Annotated in this window: 19 protein-coding genes and 1 pseudogene; 11 read left to right on the top strand and 9 right to left on the bottom strand. The window is 67.6% G+C overall.

Features of this window, described 5'->3' with window-relative positions:
- Window positions 1-97: 97 nt before the first annotated feature.
- From SNE34_RS07585 to SNE34_RS07595, 3 genes and pseudogenes are all read right to left on the bottom strand, one after another.
- Window positions 98-631 carry a pseudouridine synthase gene (locus SNE34_RS07585; RefSeq protein ID WP_332616519.1) on the bottom strand — a complete coding sequence of 178 codons (534 nt, stop codon included), beginning with the start codon at window positions 629-631 and terminating at the stop codon, window positions 98-100.
- 62 nt (window positions 632-693) lie between these two features.
- The gene (locus SNE34_RS07590) at window positions 694-1,575 is read right to left on the bottom strand and encodes a class I SAM-dependent methyltransferase (RefSeq protein WP_332616241.1); all 882 of its coding nucleotides are present in this window, start codon (window positions 1,573-1,575) and stop codon (window positions 694-696) included.
- A 39-nt stretch (window positions 1,576-1,614) separates the two neighbouring features.
- Window positions 1,615-2,551 (bottom strand): annotated as a pseudogene (locus SNE34_RS07595) (LysR substrate-binding domain-containing protein); the annotation flags it as partial.
- 141 nt (window positions 2,552-2,692) lie between these two features.
- On the opposite strand from SNE34_RS07595, the gene SNE34_RS07600 reads away from it, so the two are divergent.
- On the top strand, window positions 2,693-2,914 hold the full coding sequence (locus tag SNE34_RS07600) for a hypothetical protein (RefSeq protein ID WP_332616245.1): 222 nt from the start codon (window positions 2,693-2,695) through the stop codon (window positions 2,912-2,914).
- Window positions 2,915-2,974: 60 nt separating this feature from the next.
- Window positions 2,975-3,997 carry a DUF4344 domain-containing metallopeptidase gene (locus SNE34_RS07605; protein WP_332616247.1) on the top strand — a complete coding sequence of 341 codons (1,023 nt, stop codon included), beginning with the start codon at window positions 2,975-2,977 and terminating at the stop codon, window positions 3,995-3,997.
- A gap of 251 nt (window positions 3,998-4,248) precedes the next feature.
- On the opposite strand, the gene SNE34_RS07610 is transcribed toward SNE34_RS07605, so the two are convergent.
- Complete coding sequence (locus SNE34_RS07610) at window positions 4,249-6,486, bottom strand: NADP-dependent isocitrate dehydrogenase (RefSeq protein WP_332616249.1); 2,238 nt, start codon at window positions 6,484-6,486, stop codon at window positions 4,249-4,251.
- Window positions 6,487-7,602: 1,116 nt separating this feature from the next.
- Between SNE34_RS07610 and SNE34_RS07615 the strand changes: the two genes are divergently transcribed.
- From SNE34_RS07615 to SNE34_RS07650, 8 genes are all read left to right on the top strand, one after another.
- Window positions 7,603-7,818: a YdeI/OmpD-associated family protein gene (locus SNE34_RS07615; protein WP_332616520.1), complete on the top strand. Its 216-nt coding sequence runs from the start codon at window positions 7,603-7,605 to the stop codon at window positions 7,816-7,818.
- Window positions 7,819-7,908: 90 nt separating this feature from the next.
- The gene (locus SNE34_RS07620) at window positions 7,909-8,202 is read left to right on the top strand and encodes a hypothetical protein (RefSeq protein WP_332616521.1); all 294 of its coding nucleotides are present in this window, start codon (window positions 7,909-7,911) and stop codon (window positions 8,200-8,202) included.
- Window positions 8,203-8,260: 58 nt separating this feature from the next.
- Window positions 8,261-8,533: a hypothetical protein gene (locus SNE34_RS07625; protein WP_332616251.1), complete on the top strand. Its 273-nt coding sequence runs from the start codon at window positions 8,261-8,263 to the stop codon at window positions 8,531-8,533.
- A gap of 158 nt (window positions 8,534-8,691) precedes the next feature.
- Window positions 8,692-9,165, top strand: coding sequence for a GNAT family N-acetyltransferase (locus SNE34_RS07630; protein ID WP_332616253.1), 474 nt, complete (start codon window positions 8,692-8,694; stop codon window positions 9,163-9,165).
- A gap of 3 nt (window positions 9,166-9,168) precedes the next feature.
- A complete protein-coding gene (locus tag SNE34_RS07635; protein WP_332616255.1) occupies window positions 9,169-9,429 on the top strand; it encodes a hypothetical protein in 261 nt (86 codons plus the stop codon).
- A gap of 26 nt (window positions 9,430-9,455) precedes the next feature.
- Window positions 9,456-9,833, top strand: coding sequence for a VOC family protein (locus tag SNE34_RS07640; RefSeq protein ID WP_332616257.1), 378 nt, complete (start codon window positions 9,456-9,458; stop codon window positions 9,831-9,833).
- 10 nt (window positions 9,834-9,843) lie between these two features.
- A complete protein-coding gene (gene crcB / locus SNE34_RS07645; RefSeq protein WP_332616259.1) occupies window positions 9,844-10,227 on the top strand; it encodes a fluoride efflux transporter CrcB in 384 nt (127 codons plus the stop codon).
- Between the two features lie 53 nt (window positions 10,228-10,280).
- Window positions 10,281-10,619, top strand: coding sequence for a tRNA-binding protein (locus SNE34_RS07650; protein ID WP_332616261.1), 339 nt, complete (start codon window positions 10,281-10,283; stop codon window positions 10,617-10,619).
- A gap of 100 nt (window positions 10,620-10,719) precedes the next feature.
- On the opposite strand, the gene SNE34_RS07655 is transcribed toward SNE34_RS07650, so the two are convergent.
- The 4 genes from SNE34_RS07655 to queF all read right to left on the bottom strand — a co-directional run bounded on the left by SNE34_RS07655 (window position 10,720) and on the right by queF (window position 13,382).
- Window positions 10,720-11,451 (bottom strand): UPF0149 family protein, encoded by a 732-nt coding sequence (locus tag SNE34_RS07655; protein WP_332616262.1) that lies wholly within the window; start codon window positions 11,449-11,451, stop codon window positions 10,720-10,722.
- A 105-nt stretch (window positions 11,452-11,556) separates the two neighbouring features.
- A complete protein-coding gene (locus SNE34_RS07660) occupies window positions 11,557-12,069 on the bottom strand; it encodes a hypothetical protein (protein WP_332616264.1) in 513 nt (170 codons plus the stop codon).
- Between the two features lie 43 nt (window positions 12,070-12,112).
- Window positions 12,113-12,433 carry a LysM peptidoglycan-binding domain-containing protein gene (locus SNE34_RS07665; protein WP_332616265.1) on the bottom strand — a complete coding sequence of 107 codons (321 nt, stop codon included), beginning with the start codon at window positions 12,431-12,433 and terminating at the stop codon, window positions 12,113-12,115.
- Window positions 12,434-12,542: 109 nt separating this feature from the next.
- Entirely contained in the window at window positions 12,543-13,382 is an 840-nt protein-coding gene (gene queF, locus SNE34_RS07670; RefSeq protein WP_332616267.1) for an NADPH-dependent 7-cyano-7-deazaguanine reductase QueF, read from the bottom strand.
- A 202-nt stretch (window positions 13,383-13,584) separates the two neighbouring features.
- On the opposite strand from queF, the gene SNE34_RS07675 reads away from it, so the two are divergent.
- Entirely contained in the window at window positions 13,585-14,232 is a 648-nt protein-coding gene (locus SNE34_RS07675; RefSeq protein WP_332616268.1) for a glutathione S-transferase family protein, read from the top strand.
- 125 nt (window positions 14,233-14,357) lie between these two features.
- Here SNE34_RS07675 and SNE34_RS07680 read toward each other — a convergent pair whose 3' ends face one another.
- Window positions 14,358-15,704 carry an amidohydrolase gene (locus SNE34_RS07680; RefSeq protein WP_332616270.1) on the bottom strand — a complete coding sequence of 449 codons (1,347 nt, stop codon included), beginning with the start codon at window positions 15,702-15,704 and terminating at the stop codon, window positions 14,358-14,360.
- Window positions 15,705-15,797: the final 93 nt, after the last annotated feature.

A 15,797-nucleotide genomic window follows, 5' to 3' on the forward strand; every position in this document is an offset into this window, starting at 1 on the left:
GCAGAATCGACTGGGGTTTCGAGGGTCGCGCCGCAGATTGTTCCGTTCCGGCTGAACAATTCACCAAAGTGGAACAACCGGCGCGTATCCGCGCGATTCAGCAGCGGCGCCACTGGCCCGGCGCGAGCCCCTCCAGCCGGTGTCCGCCGATCCCGACCCGCACGAGCCGCAACGTCGGCAGCCCGACCGCGGCGGTCATGCGCCGGACCTGGCGGTTGCGGCCTTCGCCGATCACCAGTTGCAGCCACGCATCAGGCACGGTCTTGCGAAAGCGCACCGGCGGATCGCGTGGCCACAACGCCGGCGGCGCGATCAGCCCGGCCTGCGCCGGCCGGGTGCGACCATCGCGCAGTTCGACCCCGTCGCGCAATGCCTGCAGTTGCGCCGGCTGCGGCGCGCCCTCGACCTGCACCCAGTAGGTCTTGGGCTGCTTGTGGCGCGGATCGGTCAGTCGGTGGGCGAGCGCGCCGTCGTCGGTCAGCAACAGCAGGCCCTCGCTGTCGTGGTCGAGCCTGCCGGCCGCGTACACGTCCGGCGGCAGATCGAAGCCGGCGAGCGTCGGCCGCGGCGGATCGCTGTGGTCGGTGAACTGGCACAGCACGCCGAAGGGTTTGTTGAAGGCGATCAGCAAGGTCGAACGTCGCAATGTCGCGCCCTGCGCCGCCCGACCATCGGACGGCGCATTGCCAGGGATCACTCCGGCTTGCGGAACCGCAGCGTCATCCGGTCGCTTTCGCCGATCGCCTGGTACTTGGCGTCGTCGGCATCGTCGTGGTTGTTGCCCGGCGGCAGGGTCCACACGCCGTTGGGGTGGTCCTTGGTGTCGAGCGGGTTGGCGTTGATCTCGCTGGCTTCCTCCAGCACGAAGCCGGCGGCCTCGGCCAGCGCAACCACCTGGTCCTGGCCGACGTAGCCGCTCTCGTCATCGGCGGCGACGTCGGCGATCGCGCGATGCTCGACCACGCCGAGGGTGCCGCCGGGCTTGAGCACCGCGAAGAAGCCGTCGAACATTTCCTGGGCGATGCCATCGCTGCGCCAGTTGTGGACGTTGCGGAACGTCAGCACCAGGTCGGCCGAGCCGGCCGCACCGAACACCGGCTTGGCCGGATCGTAGGCGACCACTTCGGCGGCGTCGAACTGCGCCGGCGCGGCGCTGAACTTCTTGTCCAGGCCGTCGCGGCTGCGCTGCTGGTAGTCGCGGCCGCCGCCTTCGGGCAGCGCGGCGGGATCGACCACCGCGGCGACATAGTGGCCGCCGTCGCGCAGGTACGGCGCGAGGATCTCGGCGTACCAGCCGCCGCCGGGGGTGATCTCGACCACGGTCTGCTGCGGCTGCAGGCCGAAGAACGCCAGGGTCTCGGCCGGATGGCGGTACTTGTCGCGGGCGACGTTGGCCGGGTCGCGCCAGTCGCCGGCGATCGCGGCCTGCAACGCGGCGTCGGGGGTGGCCGCGGCGGCGGTGGTCGGCGCCTCGGTCGCCGCGGGTGCGTCGGCGGTGGCGGCGGGTTCGGGCGGGTTGCCATTGCAGGCAGCGAGCGCGACGGGCAAGAGGGCGGCGAGCAGCACACGGTTCATGGCGGATCCTTGTATGGCCGGGGCACGGGAACGAGGGCGCAGCGTACCGCAGCGACGGCGGCGACGCGGTTCAGTCGCCCTGGTCGGTGTCCGCCGCCGCGCCGCGATGCGCCTGCACCTCGGCGTGCAGCCACTCGCGGAAGGCCTGCAGGCCGGCGTGCTCGGCCGAACGCGGCGGGTACACCAGGTAATGGTTGAAATCGCTCGGCAGGCGGCGCCGGCTGAGCACCACCAGCTGGCCGCTCTCGATCAGCACCCGCGAGCGCACCATCCGTCCGAGCGCGACCCCCATGCCGTCGACCGCGGCGCGATGCAGCGACTCCAGGTCGTCGAGATGGGCGACGTAACGTTCCGGTTCGCGGCCGCCATGCGCGCCGAACCAGCGCGCCCAGTGCGCTTGCCCGCGCTCGCCGAGCAGCGGCCAGCGATGCAGCTCGTCCGGCGGCAGGCCGAGCCGCTCGATCAGCGCCGGGCTGGCGACCGGGGCCAAAGACTCGTCGAGCAGATGTTCGGCATGGACCCCGGGCCATTTGCCGGCGCCCATCCGCAACGCAGCGTCGATATCGGGATCGCGTTCGAAATCGATCAGCCGCTCCGACGACAACAGGTTGAGTTCCAGCTGCGGGTGGGCGGCGAGGAACCGGCCCAGCCGCGGTACCAGCCATGCCGACGCCATGCTCGGCATCACGCTGACCGTCAGCACCTCGTCGCGACGCGGCGCGAACGGACGAAGCGCCTGCTCCAGTGCCTGCAGGTGCGGGCCGACCTCGGCCAGCAGCCGCTCGCCATCCGCGGTCAGGCAGACCCCGCGCGAGCCGCGGTCGAACAGGCGCCGGCCTAGCCGCTCCTCGAGCGCGCGGATCTGGTGGCTCAGGGCGCTGACGGTGAGGTGCATCGACTCCGCGGCGCGGGTCAGGTTGCCGTTGCGCGCGGCTGCGGCGAAGCCGAGCAGGGTGTTCAGCGGGGGGCGGCTCATGGGTTCGACTCCGGATGGCTTGGGTTGAATCCAGTTCAAGTCAGGCTTGCGAAAACGTCGCTTTTTCGGCGTCGATCATGCGCCTAGCCTGTGCCGTGTTCAATAAAGACAGGCACGGCGCCTGCCAATCAGGAGCGAACCATGAACATCTACAAGGGCCTGCTGTTCCTCGATGGCTTCCGGGTTGCCCCCGAGGATGCCGATGACCGACCGACCGCCGCTGCCCCGGCCCCCACACCGGCGACCCGCCGCTCGATGCCGACCCGCGCTGCTGCCGCGCCGCGCTGGCGGCGCACGCTGCGCGGGGTCGCCGCGTTCGCCGGGGTGCTGCCGGCCGATCCCCATCCCGGCGGTTGCGGCTGATGCGGCACGCTGCGCGACCGGGCCTTACCATGGCCCGGTCTGCGCACGAGGGGGACACCGATGTTGCCGAGGATTCTCACCGGACTGCTGCTGGTCGCGTGCGGCGCCGTCGTCGGCGCCTGCGGCCACGCCGCATGGTCCGCGCGCGATGCCGCACCGGTCGAGACCGCGCCGGTTGCACCGGCCGCATCGTCCGCCGCCCCGGCCGTCGCCGAGCCGGAGATCGAACCGGTCAACTTCGCCTATCGCTACCTCGACACCGCCGACCCCGCGCTGGCCGCCACCGCCGACCGCGTGCGCGCGCAGGACCTGCTGCGCAAGCTGCCTGAAGTGAAATGGCTCGACGGCCTGCTGCTGCTGCCGGCGCCAATCACCTACGTCGCCACCGCCTGCGGCGAACCCGCCGCCTTCTACCTGCCCGACAAGCGCGAAGTGCTGCTGTGCTACGAGATGCTGCACGCGCTGTACGAGCAGGGCGAACACCTGGCCGAGAGCGGCGCCGCCGGCTTCGATTTCGGCAACCTGCCGCCCGAGCGTATCGCCGAGCGCTACGTGCTCGCCAATGTGCGCTTCATCATCTCGCACGAGACCGGCCACGCCCTGATCGATCTGCTCGACCTGCCGGTCACCGGCCGCCAGGAAGACGCGGTCGACCAGTTCGCGACCTCGCTGATGCAATACATCGGCCGCGACGACGAGTCGCCGCAACGGGTCGCCGAGAACCTGCGCATGACCGGGCTGTCGTTCCTGTCGAACGCGCAGGACGAGTTCTCGCTGGAGGCCTACGCCGACAGCCACTCGCTCGACCTGCAGCGCTACTTCAACCTGCAGTGCCTGCTGTACGGCTCCGACCCGGAGCGCTTCGCCGACATCGTCGAACGCGGCGACCTGCCCGAGTCGCGCGCCAAGAGCTGCCCGGCCGAAGCGCACCGCGCCGGCAGCGCCTGGATGCGACTGCTTCGCCCGCACCTCGCACCCGAATACCAGATGACGGAAAGCGAGGCGGAAGCGTGGCTGCGCGAGCGCCAGCAGTTCCGGCTCGGCCCGGCGAAACGCCAGACCGAATCCCCCACGCCGTTGTAGGAGCGGCTTCAGCCGCGATCTGGAGTCGGCGCGGGCGGACGACCATCCGATCGCGGCTGAAGCCGCTCCTACAAAAGCCCCCCGACCCGCAAAAGAAAAACCCGGGCATCACGCCCGGGCTTCCGCTTCGGTAGGAGCGACGTAAGTCGCGACCTGTACATCGTCCCAAGGGTTCGGCGGGTCGCGACTCACGTCGCTCCTACACCAAAGCAGACGCGGGCCCCAACCCGACCCCGCGCCCGCCCGACGACTTACACCTCCGCCAACGCCGCATTGAACGTCGCACTCGGCCGCATCGCCGCGCTCACCTTCGCCAGGTCCGGGTGGTAATACCCGCCCAACTCCACCGACTTGCCCTGCGCCGCGATCAACTCACCGACGATCTTGTCCTCGTTCTCGGTCAACGCCTTCGCCAGCGGCGCGAACTTCGCCTTCAGCTCCGCATCCTCGTCCTGCGCCGCCAGCGCCTGCGCCCAGTACATCGCCAGGTAGAAATGGCTGCCGCGGTTGTCGATCCCTCCGACCTTGCGCGACGGCGACTTGTTGTTGTCGAGGAACGCGCCATTGGCCACGTCCAGCGCCGCGGCCAGCACCTTGGCCTTGGCGTTGCCGGTGGTCTCGGCGACATGGTCCAGCGACGCCGCCAGCGCCAGGAACTCGCCGAGCGAATCCCAGCGCAGGTAATCCTCGGCCTCGAACTGCTGCACGTGCTTGGGCGCGCTGCCGCCGGCGCCGGTCTCGAACAGCCCGCCGCCGGCCATCAGCGGCACCACCGACAGCATCTTGGCCGAGGTGCCCAGCTCCATGATCGGGAACAGGTCGGTCAGGTAGTCGCGCAGCACGTTGCCGGTGACCGAGATGGTGTCCTCGCCGCGGCGGATGCGATCGAGCGACAGCTGCATCGCCTCGACCGGCGGCAGGATCCGGATGTCGAGCCCGCTGGTGTCGTGGTCCTTCAGGTAGGTTTCGACCTTGGCGATCAGCTGCGCGTCGTGCGCGCGCTGCGGATCGAGCCAGAACACCGCTGGCGTGCCGCTGATGCGCGCGCGGCTGACCGCCAGCTTGACCCAGTCCTGCACCGGCAGGTCGCGGGTCTGGCACATGCGCCAGATGTCGCCGGCCCGCACCGCGTGCTGCAGCAGCACCTTGCCGGCGGTGTCGACCACCTGGATGGTGCCGTCGCGCGGCGCGCGGAAGGTCTTGTCGTGGCTGCCGTACTCCTCGGCCTTCTGCGCCATCAGGCCGACATTGGGCACGCTGCCCATGGTCGCCGGTTCGAACGCGCCGTGCGCCTTGCAGTCCTCGATCACCGCTTGGTAGATGCCCGCGTAGCTGCGGTCCGGGATCACCGCCTTGGCGTCCTGCAACTCGCCAGCCGGGTTCCACATCTTGCCGCTGTCGCGGATCATCGCCGGCATCGACGCGTCGACGATGACGTCGGACGGCACGTGCAGGTTGGTGATGCCCTTGTCGGAATTGACCATCGCCAGCGCCGGGCGCTGCGCGTACAGCGCGTCGATGTCGGCCTTGATGTTCGACTGCAGCTCCGCCGGCAGCGACGGCAGCCTCGCGTACAGGTCGCCGATGCCGTGGCTGGTGTCGAGCCCGGCGGCCATCAGCTCGGTGTCGTACTTCGCCAGCACCGGCGCATAGAAGCGGTTGACCGCGACGCCGAAGATGATCGGGTCGGACACCTTCATCATCGTCGCCTTCAGGTGCAGCGAGAACAGCACGCCGCGCGCCTTGGCGTCGTCGATCTGCGCATCGAAGAACTGCGCCAACGCGCGGGTGTCCAGCACCGCCGCGTCGATTACTTCGCCGTCGGTCAGCGCGGTCTTGTCCTTCAGCACCGTGGTCACGCCGTCAACGCCGACCAGCTCGATGCGCACGTCGGTCGCGTGGTCCACCGTCAGCGACTGCTCGCTGCCGTAGAAATCCCCGCCATCCATGTGCGCCACGTGCGACTGCGAGTCCGCCGACCACGCGCCCATCCGGTGCGGATGCTTGCGCGCGTAGTTCTTGACCGACAGCGGTGCACGGCGGTCCGAGTTGCCCTCGCGCAGCACCGGATTGACCGCGCTGCCCTTGACCCGGTTGTAGCGCGCCTTGGCGTCGCGCTCGGCGTCGGTCTTCGGCTCGTCGACGTAATCCGGCAGCGGGTAGCCCTGCGCCTGCAGCTCCTTGATCGCGGCCTTGAGCTGCGGCACCGACGCGCTGATGTTGGGCAACTTGATGATGTTGGCCTCCGGCGTGGTCGCCAGCGCGCCGAGTTCGGCGAGGTGGTCGCCGACCTGCTTGTCGGCCGGCAGCACGTCCGGGAACTGCGCCAGGATCCGACCAGCCAGCGAGATGTCGCGCGTCTCCACCGCCACCCCGGCGCTCTCGACGAACGCCTCCACGATCGGCAGCAGCGACTGCGTGGCCAGGAACGGGGCTTCGTCGGTGAGGGTGTAGATGATCACCGGGGACTGGGGCTGGGTATCTGACATGGGGGCGGCTCGTTGGCGAACAGGTAGCCGGTAATTGTCGCCGCTGCGGTCAAGGTGAGCAAAGCCGGGAACGGGTACGCGGGCGCATGGTGAAATGCGATGAAGCTATAACGAGGCTGCGCCGGTCGACTGAACTCCTCGCCGCGGCTGCCGTTCCCCGCCATCAGGAGAGAGATGTGTAGATGCGCTGCCGTCCATCAATCGGGCGGCGGGGTTATTGCCGCATTCGCCATAATGAAATCTACCGCTCCATAGTTGCGAAAGGCGCGGGCTCGCCGCCTAAATCATTTGGGCTGGAGCGCCTGCGAAGTGCGGGGTTGACCGCTTTATCCACAGCGGCGATTATCCGAATATCATCGGAAATTTGGATCGAGTTTCATCGGGTGCTGCAACGGAGGCGCCTAACAATTCGTTCAAGCCAAACTTGCTTCGCTCCACCAACATGGCGGAAAAGGCTTGAAATGTTGTCGGCTCCGCTATGCAAATCGGCTTGACTCAGGCGTTAGCGCATGGATCCAACTCAGAACTCCTTGGACGAAATGTTCTCGATGTGGCAGCGCGTCGGAACTTATAGCCCCGACTCTGTGGGCATAGGTCTTATTTTTGCGCTTACACTCGCGACGGGCTGGCTGTGTCAATTCTTTTGGCCCAAAGTCAAGTTGCGGCCGCAAAGTAGTTTGGGAGCTTGGTTTGGACTCGTGCAAGCTGCATTTTACTCCAGCCTAACTTTTTACGTTTCCTATCAGGTAATCCTTACCGGACAGATCAAATGCCTGCGCAAGGCACGGCAGTGTCCGCGATCATTTTATGAGGATGAGGGCTGGATCTCGGTAGTCGTACATCCCGTTTCATTTTGGACGGCGTACTTCTACATTTTCCTGTTGAGTGTAATTTTTATCGCCTGGTTCTTTGTATGTGCCCGCTCGATCAGGCTTCGCAGCGCACGCTAACTATTCATTAACGCCCAACTTGCTTCGCTACTCCGACAACGTGGCAGGAAGCTTGCCACATTGCCGGCTACGCTTACGCAAGTCGGCTTAACCCAGGCGTTAGGTTTGCATGGATGGATCAATGACAGCTGTCAGAAAATCGACCCTCAAGCGCCCAAAGAACCCGATGCCCCCGTTCGTTCGAGAGGCCCTCGATAAGCATGGCCTCATGGGCGCCTACAAGGCGCGCCCGCCGTATCAGCAGAATGACTATCTTGGATGGATATCCCGTGCCAAGCTGGAGGCTACTCGTCAGAGACGGCTCAATCAGATGTTGGGTGAACTGGAAGACGGGAAAAAATACATGAACATGGCTTGGTCCGGCGGACGGCTACAGTCCTGAAACTCATTCGAGCCGAAGCCGTATCGCCTCACCCTTAATTCAGGTGTCAGGGGCCACGTGAAGTATCCGCAAACACCTGACGGTCGATACATGGTGGTTCGCGGTCGCCTGTGGCGGGTGGCGAACCCGCATCTCCCGCCGGAGGAGCGCGAGGCACTCGTCAGCGCACTGATGGCGGCGCGGCGCCAAGTCAAAGCCGCAAAGGCGGCCGATGCCCCGGACGCGCTGGCAGCGGCGCGCAGATCCGTCAACGCCGCGAAGATACAACTGGGGGAGCGCGGCCCGGTCTGGTGGCATGATGGCGCCAAGGACTTTAGTCGCCATCTGGTCAACAACACGCCGTATCGGCAGTGGTACGAGCAACTCGTCGGATCGGAGGGCTGACCATTCACTCAGCCGAACACGCTCGGCTTACTCCTGGCGTTAGCTCCAAATGACAACAGTGCGAAAATTCACCTCCACCAGCTCGCTCATCCTGGTCTCAATCGGCGTTGCTGCGATTGCCATTGCTTTCCTCGTCTCGTTTCCCGGGGACCTGCTCACCTGGCAGATCGCCACGTGGACGCTTGTTGCAGCGCTGGTGGCTCTTGTAGCGCTTGTTCCTGCTTCCGCCTACGTCATGGCCACGAATAGAGCCGCGAGGACGTGGCAGCGCGTCGCCTCGTTCCTGATCGGGCTGGCGTGCCTTGGCGTTGTCGCCGTCGGTTCCCTTTGATCGAACACCTGGCCTGCGCATCTGGTCGCTGATTGCGCCTTCTACGAACGTACACTCGCCCAAAGCGCGGTGGTAGTACTTCCGGAACCTGCCGGAATCCTCTTCAAGCCGAGCCCGTTATGCGGTCGGCTCAACTCGATGGCGTCAAAGGAACGTTCTTGGACATTCGTGTAGCCGATCTGGAAAACCCCGAAGTTCTCGCGCTGCTGCGTGAGCATCTTGCATCGCTGGCGCCCACCGCGCCGACCGAAAGCCGCCATGCGCTCGACCTGAGCGGCTTCCGCAGTGCCGATGTCACTTTCTGGAGCATCTGGGACGGCCAGATGCTGGCTGGATTCGGCGCGCTCAAGCAGTTGACCGCGTCGCATGCCGAGGTCAAATCCATGCGCACCGCCACGTCCCATCTGCGGCAAGGCGTGGCGTCGAGGATGTTGCGGCATCTCGTTCAAGAGGCGGCCGCCCGCGGCTGTTCGAGACTGAGTCTGGAGACCGGTTCGATGGCGTTCTTCGACGCCGCGCGGCGCTTGTATGCATCATTCGGGTTCGTTCCCTGCCCGCCATTTGGCAGCTACAAGGCAGACCCCAACAGCGTGTTCATGACCATGCAGCTAACCGAATCGCAGGGAAACTGAGCCATGTCGAGATACAGCAAGGTAGTGATCTGGCTGTCCATCGTGTCCGGCCTGCTGGCGGTCGGATCGTTCTGGTGGTGGACGCGGTTGATGGCGGCGGACTTCGAGGCGTGCCTCTTGCCGGTGGTGCCTGCGGGCGTGGACTGCAGCCATGACCTGCAGTTCGGCGCGGCCGTGGTGTTCGCGATCATCGCCCTCACGTTGCTGCTGTCGCTGCTGATCCGCCGCGTCCGCGAGTCCTTTGCCCGCTGGCGCGGGGACTGATCGGCCGCTGAAGGGAGTACCGGCGCATGCACAAGAGCAGGCTTGGAAACATCGTCATCGATTGTCCGACCGACGACTTGCTGGAGCAGGCGCGGTTCTGGAGCGCCGCGCTGGGCTGTCCGTTGCCGGCGGATCCGGAGGCGGACGGCAGGTTCATCAAGCTGGTGACGCCGCCCGGCGACGTGCAGGTCATCATCCAGCGGGTCACCCACGAAGCGCGGGCGCATCTCGACATCGAGACGGATTCGATCGAGTCGGAGGTCGTGCGCCTGCAGCGATTGGGTGCGACCGTGGTGTCGCGCAAGGAGCGATGGGTGGTGATGCAGGCGCCGAGCGGACACCGGTTCTGCGTCGGCAGTCCGTACCGGGACGGCTTCGATCGCGGGGCCACGACATGGGACTGAGGCACTCCGAATGAAGGACCTCCTGCTCGTCGGTGTCGGCGGTTTCATCGGTTCCATCGCGCGCTACAAGCTCGGCGGGCTGGTGCTGCAGCTGGCGGCGCAGCAGCGGTTCCCGTACGGCACGTTCGCGGTCAACGTGCTCGGCTGCCTGGTGATGGGGCTGCTCGCGGGCGTGGCGGCGCGCTACGAGGTGTTCGGGCCGGGCACGCGGCTGTTGCTGTTCACCGGGGTGCTGGGCGGGTTCACCACGTTTTCCGCGTTCGGGCTGGAGGCGACGCAGCTGGTCCGCCGCGGCGACTTCTGGATCGCGGCGCTGTACGCGGGGTCGAGCGTGGTGCTCGGCATCGCGGCGGTGTGGGTGGGAATCCGTGCGGTCGGGTTGCTGCCGCGTTGAGGCGATCGGGCGATGGCACGGGAGACGGAAATATGAGTGACGAAACCACTGCGATGCAGACCATCGGCTTCGACGACTTCCTCAAGGTCGAGCTGCGGGTCGGGCGTGTTGTCGGCGCGGAGGTGTTCGTGGCGGCGCGCAAGCCGGCGTATGTGCTGCAGGTGGACTTCGGCGCGGAGGTCGGGGTGCGCAAGTCGAGCGCGCAGATCACCGCGCATTACACGCCGGAGGAACTGGTCGGGCGGCTGGTGGTGGCGGTGGTGAACTTTCCGCGCAAGCAGATCGGGCCGCTGATGTCGGAGTGCCTGGTGACCGGCTTCCACGATGCGAACGGGGATGTGGCGTTATGCGTTCCGGATCGTGAAGTGCCGCTGGGGACGCGGTTGTTGTAGGAGCGGCTTCAGCCGCGATCGGATGCCTGGACGCTTGGGCCGATTCCACGATCGCGGCTGAAGCCGCTCCTACAAAGGCCCGGGGGTCGGGCGCGGGCGCTTACGCGCCGCAGCACTTCTTGTACTTCTTGCCGCTGCCGCACGGGCAGGGGGCGTTGCGGTCGGGGGTGGCTTCGCGCCGGATCGGTTCGCGCGGGGTCAGGGCGTCGATGCGGTGGTGGTGCAGGTCGGCGAGCATGTCGGGCAGGCCGGCGATGATCTCCAGTCGTTCGCGGTAGCCGATCGGGGTCGCCGGCGCGGACGGGTCCTCGCCGAGCACTTCGCCGCTGGCGAGGCGGTCGAGCAGGTCGAACACCTCGTCGATCCAGTCGTTGTCGTCGAGCCACTGGTCCCACGCGGCCTCGCGCAGGCCGACCGCGGTGAAGAAGCCCAGTGCCCAGTCGCGGCCGACGTCGAGTTCGTCCTCCTGCTCGGCTTCGGCACCCGCAAGCTCGGGGTCCTCGGGCAGCCACAGCAGCGGGGCGAGGTGGTCGGGCAGCTCGTCACCACCGAAGCGGACCCTCGCGCCGGCCATGTTGTGATGGCCCAGCAGCAATGCCTCGACCGCGGCGCGCTCGGCGGGGTCGTCCCAGCGCGGCGGGGTGCCCCACACCGGCGGCTCCCATTCGACCATCGGCACGGTGTCCGGCGACACCGCCAGCGCGGTCAGGTAGCCGTCCAGTGCCTCCAGGTTGAAGCCCTTGAACGGCACCGCGCGTTGTTCCAGCAGCTCGGCGAGGCGCTCGATCTGGTCGTCGTCGAGGTAGGCGGGCGGCTTGGCGGAGGCGGTCATGGCGGCGGTCGGTGGGGGCAGGGCGTCATGGTAGTCGCAAAAAAAAGGGCGCGACCGAGGTCGCGCCCAATCTTGTCCACCCTGCGGTGGAGAGAGATGCGGGCCTCAGCGGACGTTGAACGCCATGGTCTCGGCCTGGGTGCCGTTGATCCAGACCTCGGCGGTGTAGTCGCCGGTCGGCCACGGGTTGGCGTTGGTGAAGGTGATGTTGGTGGTTTCCGCGCCGGTGGTGGTGACCGTCTCGGATTCCTCGCCGGCGGTCTGGCCGTCCTGGTACACCAGCTTGGCGGCGATCTCGGCATTGCTGGCGGCGCCGTCGGTGGCGACCGAGACGATGATCGGATCGGTCGGCGCGAACGTGGTCATCGCCGCGGCGATCTTCTTGTCGTCGCCGGCTTCGGTGCCGAGGGTGACCGAGCTGACGTTGAGCGCGGTCTCGGTGCCCATCGGCGCGGTGTCGGCCGGCGGTAGCGGCTGGGCCGGCGGCAGCGCCGCAGGTTCGGTGGCGGCCGGCGGGGTCACCGCGGCGGCGTCTTCGGCGTCCTTCTTGCAGCCGGCCAAAGCCAGCGAAGCGAGCAGGGCGGCAGCGATGGCGTAGTGGAGCTTGGTGGCAGTCATGGGCGGATCTCCTTGGATGGCATGCCGGATTGGCGGGGCGCGATCAATCGCTGCTGCGGTCGCCGGCGGGAATCTTGAGAACCTGGCCGGGCTTGATCAGGTCGGGATCGTCGAGCTGGTCGCGATTGGCCTCGAAGATGGTGTTCCACTCGCCAGCGCGGCCGTAGAACTGCTTGGCGATCTGCGACAGGGTGTCGCCGCGTTCGACCGTGTAGGTACGTTCGCCGTCGCCTGTCGTTTCCGCAGTGGTGTCGACGCTGGCGGCGACACCGGAGAAATCGGCTTTCTTGTCGACCTTGTCGGCCGTGGTGTCGACGCGGCTGCTGACGCCGGAGAAATCGGCGCGCTTTTCGGGGGTGGTCATGGCTTCGGGGCCTCCTGCCGGTATGGGCGAGTGCCACCATGACAGGTGAATTGTTAAGCCCGGATCGCGCAAATGTGAATGCGGGGCGGGAGGTTCATCGGCGGTGGCGTTATTGGCGCTCGTCGCGGCCGGCGGGCGGCATCGGGGTGTCCGCCAGCACCCGCACCGGGTTGATGTCGAGGCCGCCGCGGCGGGTGTAACGCGCCTCGACCGCCAGCCGTTCGGGCCGCGCGTGCGCGAGCAGGTCGCTGAAGATCCGTTCGACGCATTGTTCGTGGAACTCGCAGTGGTCGCGGAACGAGACCAGGTAGCGCAACAGTCCCTCGCGGTCGATCCGGGGGCCGCGGTAGGTGATGAGCACGCGCGCCCAGTCGGGCTGGCCGGTGACCGGGCAGTTGGACTTGAGCAGCGCGCTGGACAGGGTCTGCTCGACGATGTCGGCGGGGTCGGCGCGCAGGAAATCGACGCGCGGCGGGCCGTAGTGGTCGATCGCGATGGCGAGGTCGTCGATCGACTCGGCGGGGGCGGGCGCGTGGATGCCGTCGGTGTCGAAACGCGGCAATCCGAAGGCCACCGCGACCGGCGCCCCGGCCACCCGCGATAGGTCGGCGGCGATGCGCCCGCCGACCTCGGCGTCGCTGTCGAACCGGCTGGCGTTGAAGGAGTTGAGGTAGAGCTTGAGCGACTTGGACTCGACCAGGTTCGGCGAGTCGGCCGGAACGGTCAGGGTCGCGGTCGCGACCCGCGGCTTGCCGAGGCGGTCGAGCCAGCCCAGCTCGTAGGCGTGCCAGCGGTCGTGGCCGGTGAAGGGCAGGGCATCGCCGGCCAGGCCGATCTCGCCGCGGCCGAGGGAGCGCGCGATCGGGAACAGCAGCGCGGGGTCGTACTCGCGCGGGTAGTCGACGTGGCGGCCGAGGGGGAGGGTGGAGAGGGGGTCGCTGGCGGTCATCGGTGCATTATCGCGCGGCGACGATGTGGTCGCGCGGACCTGTAGGAGCGGCTTCAGCCGCGATCTGGAACCGGAGCGGGCGAACGATTCCAGATCGCGGCTGAAGCCGCTCCTACAACAGCACCGAAATATGGGCGCAAGAAGCGGATATCGGCGCGCGACGGTGGCGTCGACACTGACCTGCCCGGTACGAGGCCCCGTCATGCTGACCCTGTTCGACTACCTGCCCTCGCAGAACGGCTGGAAGGTGCGCCAGCTGCTCGCCCACCTGCAGCGCCCCTATCGTACGCAACACATCAGCATCTTCGAGGGCGAGGGCGAGGGTCGGCGGCCGGAGTACCGCGCGATCAGCCCCACCGGCACGGTGCCGGCGATCGCGCTCGACGACGGCCGTGTGTTGGCGGAGTCCAACGCGATCCTCGGCTTCCTCGCCGAGGGCACGGCGTACCTGCCGGACGACCCGTTCGCGCGGGCGAAGGTGCAGCAGTGGCTGTGCTTCGAGCAGGAGCGGATCGAAAGCCAGATCGGCACGCTGCGCCACTGGACCATGACCGGCAAGCTCGCGCGGCGCAGCGCGGAGCAGGTCGCCGCCCGCCGCGACGCCGCGCTCAGGGCACTGGGAATCCTCGATGCGGAGCTGTCGACGCGCGCGTTCGTCGCCGGCGAGGCGTACACGATTGCCGACATCGCGGTGTTCGCCTATGCGAGCCACGCCGAGGATGCCGGGCTGTCGCTGCAGCCGTATCCACATTTCCGCGAGTGGTTGCAGCGGGTGCGGGCGCAGCCGGGGCACCTGGCCGAGTGGCATCCGTATTCGATCGATCCGCACTCGGCGGGGGAGTTGGGCTGAGGCTGTCCGAGCGCGATGCGGCCGACTTGCTCTGTGTAGGAGCGGCTTCAGCCGCGATCGGGAATCGGCGCGAGTGGACGGTTCCAGATCGCGGCTGAAGCCGCCCCTACAAAAGACGTGCGGCGTCAGGGCGCGCCGTGCAGGTAATCCAGCGACACCTGCAACAGCGCGCGCAGGCCGAGGTCGAGCGACGACTCGTCGAGCATGAACTTCGGCGAGTGGTTGCTCGGCGCGGTCGCCGGGTCGATCCCCGGCGCGGTGGCGCCGACGAAGAAGAACATCGACGGCACTTCCTTGGCGTAGTACGCGAAGTCCTCCGCGCCCATCTGCAACGGCGGTTCGATCACGTGCTCGACGCCGGCGACCGCTTGCAGGCTCGGCAGCATCTTCGCGGTCAGCTCCGGATCGTTGACCGTGACCGGGTTGCCGGTGCCGACCGGGATCTCGGTCTCGACCGTGGCGCCGTGCGCGGCGGCGACGTGCTCGGCGACGGCCTTGAGTTCGGCATGGATCTTCGAGCGCATCGCCTCGTCGAAGGTGCGGATGGTGCCGACCAGTTCGACCGAGTCGGGGATGATGTTGTAGCGGATGCCGCCGTCGATCGAGCCGAAGCTGACCACCGCCGGCAGCTTGGCGATGTTGGTGCGGCGACTGACCACGGTCTGCGCGGTGCCGATCAGGTCGGCCGCGGCGACGATCGGGTCGATCCCGCCCCACGGCGCCGAGCCGTGGGTCTGGCGGCCGTTGACGGTAATCGTGAACTTGTCCGACGCCGCCATCAGCGGGCCGCCGCGCACGCCGATCGTGCCGGCCGGCAGCGACGAGAACACGTGCAGGCCGAACATCGCCTCGGGCTTGAACTCGGCGAACAGGCCGTCCTCCAGCATCAGCGACGCGCCACCTTGCTCGCCGGCCGGCGCGCCTTCCTCGGACGGCTGGAACACCAGCATCACCTGGCCCGGAAGTTCGTCCTTCAATGCCACCAGCGCATCGGCGACGCCGAGCAGCGTCGCGGTGTGGGCGTCGTGGCCGCAGGCGTGCATGACCCCGGTCTGCTGGCCGTTGAAGCTGGTGGTGACGGTCGAGGCGAACGGCAGCCCGGTCTGTTCGGTCACCGGCAGCGCGTCCATGTCGGCGCGCAGGGCGATCTTCGGCCCGGGCTTGCCGCCGTCGATGATCGCGGTGACGCCGTGGTGGGCAATGCCGGTGCGCGGTTCCAGGCCGAGCGCGCGCAGGTGCTCGGCGACCTTGGCGGCGGTCTGTTCCTCGCGGTTCGACAGTTCCGGGTGGGCGTGGAACCAGCGGCGCAATTCGACCACCTCGTCCTGCAGGCGGGTCGCCGCGGCGGCGACTTCGGGGCGCTGCGCCGTCGCGTTGCCTGTCGGCGAAGTGGACGCCACCGCGGGTGTCTGTGCAGCGGCGGTCGGCACCAGCAGGCTGGCAAGGGCGGCGGACAGGAGTAGCTGGCGCATGGTGTGGTTCCCCGGGAAGCGGAACGCCGATCCTAACGCGAGGGGCCGGCACCTGTAGGAGCGGCTTCAGCCGCGATCTGGAGTCGGCGCGGG

It is taken from the genome of Novilysobacter erysipheiresistens, assembly GCF_036663935.1.
Lineage (GTDB): Bacteria > Pseudomonadota > Gammaproteobacteria > Xanthomonadales > Xanthomonadaceae > Novilysobacter > Novilysobacter erysipheiresistens.

Bases quoted from the DNA above. Each gene is read 5' to 3' on its own strand.
- crcB (WP_332616259.1), top strand. From the start codon at position 9,844: ATGAAGGACCTCCTGCTCGTCGGTGTCGGCGGTTTCATCGGTTCCATC.
- SNE34_RS07615 (WP_332616520.1), top strand. From the start codon at position 7,603: ATGCCCCCGTTCGTTCGAGAGGCCCTCGATAAGCATGGCCTCATGGGC.
- SNE34_RS07660 (WP_332616264.1), bottom strand. From the start codon at position 12,069: ATGACTGCCACCAAGCTCCACTACGCCATCGCTGCCGCCCTGCTCGCT.
- SNE34_RS07610 (WP_332616249.1), bottom strand. From the start codon at position 6,486: ATGTCAGATACCCAGCCCCAGTCCCCGGTGATCATCTACACCCTCACC.
- queF (WP_332616267.1), bottom strand. From the start codon at position 13,382: ATGACCGCCAGCGACCCCCTCTCCACCCTCCCCCTCGGCCGCCACGTC.
- SNE34_RS07640 (WP_332616257.1), top strand. From the start codon at position 9,456: ATGCACAAGAGCAGGCTTGGAAACATCGTCATCGATTGTCCGACCGAC.
- SNE34_RS07665 (WP_332616265.1), bottom strand. From the start codon at position 12,433: ATGACCACCCCCGAAAAGCGCGCCGATTTCTCCGGCGTCAGCAGCCGC.
- SNE34_RS07675 (WP_332616268.1), top strand. From the start codon at position 13,585: ATGCTGACCCTGTTCGACTACCTGCCCTCGCAGAACGGCTGGAAGGTG.
- SNE34_RS07635 (WP_332616255.1), top strand. From the start codon at position 9,169: ATGTCGAGATACAGCAAGGTAGTGATCTGGCTGTCCATCGTGTCCGGC.
- SNE34_RS07655 (WP_332616262.1), bottom strand. From the start codon at position 11,451: ATGACCGCCTCCGCCAAGCCGCCCGCCTACCTCGACGACGACCAGATC.
- SNE34_RS07590 (WP_332616241.1), bottom strand. From the start codon at position 1,575: ATGAACCGTGTGCTGCTCGCCGCCCTCTTGCCCGTCGCGCTCGCTGCC.
- SNE34_RS07650 (WP_332616261.1), top strand. From the start codon at position 10,281: ATGCAGACCATCGGCTTCGACGACTTCCTCAAGGTCGAGCTGCGGGTC.
- SNE34_RS07680 (WP_332616270.1), bottom strand. From the start codon at position 15,704: ATGCGCCAGCTACTCCTGTCCGCCGCCCTTGCCAGCCTGCTGGTGCCG.
- SNE34_RS07600 (WP_332616245.1), top strand. From the start codon at position 2,693: ATGAACATCTACAAGGGCCTGCTGTTCCTCGATGGCTTCCGGGTTGCC.
- SNE34_RS07605 (WP_332616247.1), top strand. From the start codon at position 2,975: ATGTTGCCGAGGATTCTCACCGGACTGCTGCTGGTCGCGTGCGGCGCC.
- SNE34_RS07620 (WP_332616521.1), top strand. From the start codon at position 7,909: ATGGTGGTTCGCGGTCGCCTGTGGCGGGTGGCGAACCCGCATCTCCCG.